Origin of the sequence: Halarchaeum acidiphilum MH1-52-1 (assembly GCF_000474235.1) — an archaeon.
Lineage (GTDB): Archaea > Halobacteriota > Halobacteria > Halobacteriales > Halobacteriaceae > Halarchaeum > Halarchaeum acidiphilum.
Genome location: NZ_BATA01000098.1, coordinates 1 through 6,762, shown reverse-complemented (window position 1 = coordinate 6,762; position 6,762 = coordinate 1). Strand labels below are relative to the sequence as shown.

The window sequence follows — 6,762 nt, the reverse complement described above, 5'->3', positions numbered from 1 at the left end:
AGCGTGCGTCGTCGCGGCTGAGTCCGCGCCGCTCCAACTCTGCGTCAGGGACGGACACTCCACCAGCGTCAACTGGCGATGTATCGGCTTCTGACTCCGAAGAGGCCGACTCGGAGGCATTGGTCCCCGAGTTGTCTGGGGAGTCTCGACCGCCGAGAAGTGGACTGCTCTCGGTGGCGGTGGAGTCACTACTGGTTTCGCCGGGTGAGCCACCGAGCATCGTCGACTCGGAATGAGTGGTCTCCACCTCCGGTGATGTGGGGTCGTCAGCGGCGCTTCCCCAGCCGTTGTCCGCGGTCGTATCGGATTCTGCGCTGAGGCCGTACTGGCGTTGCGTCCGCTCGACGATACGCGGGAGTGTTACCGACTCGAACTGGGACGCTTCCATCTCGGTAAGCGGAGTGTCGCTCTCCGGGTGGCCCTCGGCGATGGGGAGTGGCTTCATCGAGAACGGCGACGGGCCGGTTTCGCCGAACGCTGGACTCGGAAGCTGGGCGATCCACTCCCCACTCGGCAGTGTGTTCACGCGATTCCGGAGCTCGGTCGGACTCAATCCCTCGTGTGCAAGCGACTCCGCGAGGTCTCGCTCCATCGAGATGTTCCCGATGAGCTTCGTCTTGATGTTGTTCAAGACCTCGTCGTAGGCGCGCTCGCTGCGATTGCGTACTTGGCCGGGGAACTGCATCACGAGTCCCATGCTCAGGCCGAACGAGCGGCCCTGGGGGAGGAGTTGCTCGGAGACGAGTCGCGTCGACGCGACCGGCGCGGCTTCCTCGATGATGAGGTTGGTCAGGTTCTCGTAGTCGGTTTGGCCGTCGCGCCGCCGCACCTGCACGGCATCCCAGAGGTTGCTCAACAGAAGGAGCGTAACCGCCTGCTGTGCCTCGGGGCGCAAATCACCGAGGTCGAGGAGGATGGTGACGTCTTCGTCGAGGAAGTTCCGGAAGTCGAAGTGGTTCTCGACGTACTCACCGGCGTCGTTCTGTGCGGGCGTATGGTTGAAGATCCGCCGGAGGTGGGGACTTTCGCGGAGTTGCTCAAGGCGATTCCCGGCCGCGTCCATCGACGTTTGGAACTGTGACTCTTCCTTCGAGAGGTGGCGTGACAAGGATTCCTCGACTGGTTGGTTCGCCATCGAGACGGGCGGAATCGTCTGCTCGTCCTGCATTCGGCGGACCGCAGTGAAGAGGTCGTTGAGTCCGAAGACATCGCTGCCGTACTCGGCGTCGAAGAGCGCCTTGATGAGTTGGCTGAGAATTTCATTAGCGACGAACGCCCGCTCGTGTTTCTCTTGGCCGAGGATCATCCGCAGGATGTCGTGGAAGTGATCGACTTTATCCTGGATGGCGTCCTCACGATTCCGACCGGCCGCAAGTGCGGGCCGGATGTCGAAGAAGGAGAACGCGGGGATGGTCTCGGGGACGCGGAAGTGGTAGACGTCTTCTGCGCCGTCGAACTGTGCGTGGTGGCTGCGGAGATAGTTCTGGCACATGCCGTCGCCTTTCCGGTCGACGATGACGACAGGGCCACCAGTCGTCTCGCGGAGGGAGAGTGCATCGTTGATGATCGCTTTCGACTTGCCGGCGCCCGTCGACGCGAAACGTCCGTAGTGGGTCGTGAGCAGATCCGGAGGAATGCGGACTGGTTCGTCCTCTGGATCCCCCGTTTCGTCGAGCGCGTAGCCGATCGCCATTCCCTCACGGAACTGCTCGCGAAGATCCGGATTCGGGCGCGGGAGCGGATTCCGACTCTGCTGTTCTGCCCGTGTCCCGCGAGAGCCCTCGATTGAGAGTTGCTCGGAGGAAGGGACGAGGAGGAAGTTCGCGAGTTCCCGCCCACTCAGCACAAAGTCGGGTCGTGTCTTCCACCGGCCGGTGACGATGTTGCGATCGAGGAGGCGCTGGAGGGCCTTGCGCGCGTTCTTCTCTTTTTTCGCTTCGCGGAACCCACTCGAACGCACTCGTTCGGACTCAACATCGTAGAATGGGCCGTCGAGTGGGTCGAACACCGGGGCGAGCGACGACAGTCGCTTGTCGAGTGAGTCCTGGCCGTCGTCGCTGGTTGGAACACCGACTGCCCGGATGTTCGCCGTGAACGAGCGCTGGGGGTTGGTCGCCTCGATGGCGTTGAGGCGGCGTTCGACGATATCGCTCAATTCGCGCTCGTCGCGTTCGTACTCCCCGAACTCGAGTAAGCCACCGATGATCCGCTGCGCCCACGTGTCTCGCCCATCGCGCAGGTCTTCTTTGCGGAGTCCAGCGTCGGATTGCCAGCTCTCCCGGCGCTCGAAGACGACCTGGAAGGCGAGTGGTTCCTCGGCGTCATTCACGTGGTCGATCAGCGAGGCGAGCGCCGCACCCGGCTGGTCGACAGCCGAGAGGGACTCTTCGTCCTCGCCGTCCGTGAATGGGGTGAGCGACGTCATCCAGTCTTTCTTGCGTGTGGCATCGCCCTGCCAGCGCACGCCAGAGGGCGAGACCGTCTCGGTCGCCGGCCGTGCGAGAATCGTCCCGCGCTCGGTCACCGTTGGCTTCTCAACCGGCACCCCAACATCCTCTGCGAGTTCAAGCGCGCTATTGTCGATGGACACCACTCTGTCCGCAGTCAGGTCGACGTCGGGCGCCTCAGCCTCCCCCTCGTCGGTGATGGCGTACTGCTCGTCCTCGTCGAACTCGTACTGAAGATTGCCCTGCTGGTAGGCGTTGAGGAACTCCTCGCGTGAGTACTCGGCCGGCTGAGCAAGCCGTTCTTCGACGTCGAGATCGACGCGCTCGATGTCGAAGGTCGTTGGATAGATCGACTGGAGCCGCTCCTCAACAGTGTCGAGTGAGTTGTCGGCACCGTAGTAGAACTCGACGGGCGCGTCTTCGCCGTCGCTGAGCGCGAGGAACTCGAAGCGCGGCGGCGTCGAGGACGACAACGGATTCAACGTCGAATCTAAGCCGGAATCTTCGCTGGTGAGCTTGTGGAGGCTCTCAAGGAGTCGCGGAATCCCCGACGGGTCCAGTTCTTCAGAGGTCGGCGTGACGCGGAGGTACTCACTCATCGCGACCACCGTCCGTCTCGGCGACCGGCTCCGATTCCTCGTTCGATTCGGCGGTCTGCTCGTTGAGTTGCTGTTGGAACGAATGCATTGCTGACTCGGTTTCGTCGTTGGTTGCACCGGGCAGTTCGTCGCGGGTTTGGGTGGTGGGGTCAAAGTCGATGACCTGCTTCTCCTTGGGCATCGCCTCGACCTGGATGCCCCGCCACTCGCCGTCGACGCCAACGAGCGCTTCGGAGAAGCCGGCGTCCTCGTTGCCGGGGACGGCGTCCTGCACGTAGCGCATCTGGGCGTGATTCAGGCCGAACTCGTCGGCCCACTCTTCGTCCATGCCGTCGAGGCGGTGGAACTGCTTGACGGCACACTGGTCGAGGATCGCCTCACTCTCGGCGTGTTCGAAGAACTCGTCGACAGTCTGGGTCACAAGACGAATCGAGAGATCGTGGTGGCGGTGATGGCGGAAGACTGTCTCCAGGAAGGCGAGACTCGCGGCGTCCTGCATAATGTAGCGCGCCTCGTCGATAACGAAGACGACCTCCTTCTCGGTCTCCTTTGCGCGCTCGTAGACGAGGGAGATGAGGAGTTGCATGGTGAGTGCAGTGCTGGAGTCGACGCTGCCTTCCTGTTGGGCGAGGTCGAGATAGATCGTCTTCTCGTCCCGGATGTCGAATGCGGAGGCCTTCCCGAGATTCGCGTGCCGGCCCTCTTCCTCGAAGGGACGGAGTTGGTCGAGAAGCCACGTCGCGTCGGCCTGAATTTTCTCCGCCTCGGATTCAGAGCGGACGATGAACTCTTCGGGATCAGCGACCATCTCCTCGAAGACGTCAAGCATATCGCGGATCGTCGGACTCGGATTGTCGTGGGTCGCGATGTCGTCGGTGATCCCCTGCCGAGCGTATGCTGAGCGCAAGCCGAGTTCGAGCGTCGTTCGCTTGTCGCCGAGCGAGATGCCGCGGAGGGCGAAGAAGTTGGTGAGGAAGCTCATCGCGTCATCAAGCTTCTCGTTGAACGGACTGGCGTCCTCCCCCATCGCACGTTGGGCGTGCTCGGGCGTCTGCCGAATCTCCAAGGGATTGAGGCCGAGCGTCCCACCGACCGTGATGCGCTGAGCGTCGAGAGCCTCAGAGACGCCCGCCCAGTTGTTGAGTGGTTCGAGGACGATGCCGATGCGGTCGCTGTCCTGTTCGATCGAGCGGATGAAGTTCTGCTTCGAGCTGAATGACTTTCCGGAGCCGGTGTCCCCGACAGTGAACATGGCGTAGCCGTTGTCGCGTTCGAAGGGGTCGATGACGACGGGGCTCTGGTTGTCCTTGTGGATGCCGAACTCAACGCCACCCTCCTCAAGGATCGTCGCATTATGCGGGGAGGCGAGTAACGCGCCGACAGCGCCGCCGAGGGCGATCGACTCCCGCCCAAACTCGTTGTCGCCGACGGGTGCAGCGGACTGGAGGGCGACGTCCTGCCGGCAGATCGCGGTCTTCGGCGTGAGGTTCGCTGGATCATCCCGAAGCGTGCTCTTCACCGTGCGGACGGCGTCCTGCAGGTCGTCCTTCTCGTCAGCGCGAACAGTGATGAAGACGCCTTGGTCGAAGACGTTCGCGCCGCTCTCGACGGCCTTGTAGGTAGCTTTGGCTTCGTCAGCACGCTCTTGGAGGTAGGCACCTCGGACGCTCTGCTCAAGGTCCGCATCAACTTGGAGATCGTCCGCAATCTCCTCGAGCTCGGTTCGTGCTCGCTCCTGGTTCTTCGGGGTGACGTGCGCAGTCAGATCGAACTCGACGTCAGTGAGCTCGAAGAGATCGCTGAGGTAGCCGTCACTCGGATGGTCGGGATACTCGGCGACGTAGAGCGTGCTCGTCCACTGCTCGCCGACGTGGGCGGCACGCGTCTCCCACTCGATCGCAGTGGGTGCAATCGCCGTCTTGTGCGACTCCGCGATTTCGTCGAGAAGCCGTCCTTCGGCTTGGCCGTCTTCGAGCGTTTCTTCGTCGAGGACGTCGGCGAACTCGACGGTGGACTCGTCGTCGCGGGCCTGGTAGCGCGTCCACGCGACGACGGCAGTCGCGGTGACAGTCACGGTGGCGAGGAGGTAGAGGAGGATGCCGCCAGGCGTGGTGGGATTGAACGCCCACTGGGTGAGTTGATCGATGAACCCCGTTGTGGCGGGGAGGAGACCGTTATGCATCGCTATCCTCGCGTGTCTGGTGATCCATAGTTGGTTGCTGGCGGATGAGTGAGTCGGGGTCGTCGACGTCGTGTTCGTGGCCGTTCCAGAAGTCCATCGTGAGTGTGAACAGTTCGACCGTGGTGAGGCGGCGTGCCGACCAGCCACTCGCCTGCTGCACGAATTCACTGCGGACCGCGGCAACACGGTCGTCCAAGGTTTCGAACATCCGTGCGCGCCGTTCAGTCTCTTGGAGATTCTCTCGGCGGGTGACGAACGGGTTGAAGAGGAAGCCGATCACGGGGATCTCGGTCAACTTCTCGGCGGGGGTGGATTCGTCGCGATAGCGGTCGTAGACCTCCATCGGGGAGACCTCGACGCCGATGTAGTAGTGGAGTTGCTGGATGCCGCGCTCGCGCATCTCGCGCGGGCGAGTTTCGAGGTATTCTTCGAGGAGTTCGCGGAAGACGGGATTCGCCTGAACGTCCTCGTCGTCGAGGCGGTCCTGGATGTTCTTGACGACTTGCTCGACGGGGAATTCGCGGGTGGTGGCGTGGAGTTTGAGCTTCGAGTCGAGTTCCTTGTTCGCGAACTCCGCGCCCGCCTCTTGGAGTTGGGCCCAGTCGTCAGACATGGCGAAGTCCATGTTGTCGGGATCGACCTCGACGAACGCCTCCATCGTCCCGTCCGAGCGCTGGATAGCGCCGGCGCCGGGCCACGCACGTTCGATATTGGTGAGGTCTTGGGTGCGTTCGTCCGGCTGGAACGGCGTATAGTTCGCCAGCCCACCCTCGTTCCGGACTTCCTCGTTCGTCTTGCTGTCTGGCTCGTCAGGTGCGCTAAAGGTGACACGGGGCCGTTTGAGGTATTGATAGACGTCGGTAGCCCATGTCCACGCGTTCAGATGGTTGGGGGCGACGTAGATGATGGCGACGCCGAGCCCGAAGCCACCTGCAACGAACGGGAGGGCAAGCGAGTCGATACCGGTGAGTGCAGCGAGGAAGAGGCCGATGATGGGGAAGGCGATGAGGACGCCGACGTCGCCTTCCTCGATGTTGAGGTAGGGGATGTGGCTTTCCTCGCCGAACTGATTCATGATGCGTCTCGCGGCGGCGTCTGGATCTGTCGACATGGGTCAGTAGTTCTCCGGATCGTTCTCTGTGCGGCGATACGATGGCGAAGAGTCTCCGTCGTCTTCTTCCGATCCTGCTCGGCGGCTCGCCTGCTGGGCGACGGCTTGGCCAGCGGCGGCCTTCGGCCCCCAACGGGCGGCGGTCGTCGCGACTCCCGCACCACCGATGGATGCGCCAGCGGCGACGCCACCAACGAGCGCGGCGCCCCGCGTAGCCGTACCAATCACTTTCGCAGTGAGTGGCGTCGCGTACTGGAACGTCTTCCACGTCACCACCAAGGCGACGACCGGGAGCGAAACAGCAACGAGATACTTCAGGAATGGATTCCCTGGGGAGAGGGCGTGCTGCGAGTAGAGCAAGTCGTAGCCTTTGAACACGACCGCAGCGGGGAGAGGGAGGATCGCGAGTGGGACGAAGCGTTT

General features: G+C 62.7%; 3 protein-coding genes and 1 pseudogene. All 4 read right to left on the bottom strand.

The genetic code is table 11. The features are described 5' to 3' along the window. Nucleotides 1-3,046: ATP-binding protein (locus AOZ13_RS12665; protein ID WP_081706804.1), on the bottom strand; the 3,046-nt coding region annotated here is incomplete at its 3' end. Then, on the bottom strand, nt 3,039-5,228 hold the full coding sequence (locus tag AOZ13_RS15125) for a VirB4 family type IV secretion system protein (RefSeq protein ID WP_020220620.1): 2,190 nt from the start codon (nt 5,226-5,228) through the stop codon (nt 3,039-3,041). The genes AOZ13_RS15125 and AOZ13_RS12665, both read right to left, overlap by 8 nt. Continuing rightward, nucleotides 5,221-6,339: a hypothetical protein gene (locus AOZ13_RS12655; RefSeq protein WP_020220621.1), complete on the bottom strand. Its 1,119-nt coding sequence runs from the start codon at nt 6,337-6,339 to the stop codon at nt 5,221-5,223. The genes AOZ13_RS15125 and AOZ13_RS12655 overlap by 8 nt, the downstream gene beginning before the upstream one ends. A gap of 3 nt (nt 6,340-6,342) precedes the next feature. Continuing rightward, nucleotides 6,343-6,762, bottom strand: a pseudogene (locus AOZ13_RS12650) (hypothetical protein); the annotation flags it as partial.

What these genes read in the sequence shown, in the direction of transcription:
- AOZ13_RS15125 (WP_020220620.1), bottom strand. Translation starts at nt 5,228, where the DNA reads ATGCATAACGGTCTCCTCCCCGCCACAACGGGGTTCATCGATCAACTC.
- AOZ13_RS12655 (WP_020220621.1), bottom strand. Translation starts at nt 6,339, where the DNA reads ATGTCGACAGATCCAGACGCCGCCGCGAGACGCATCATGAATCAGTTC.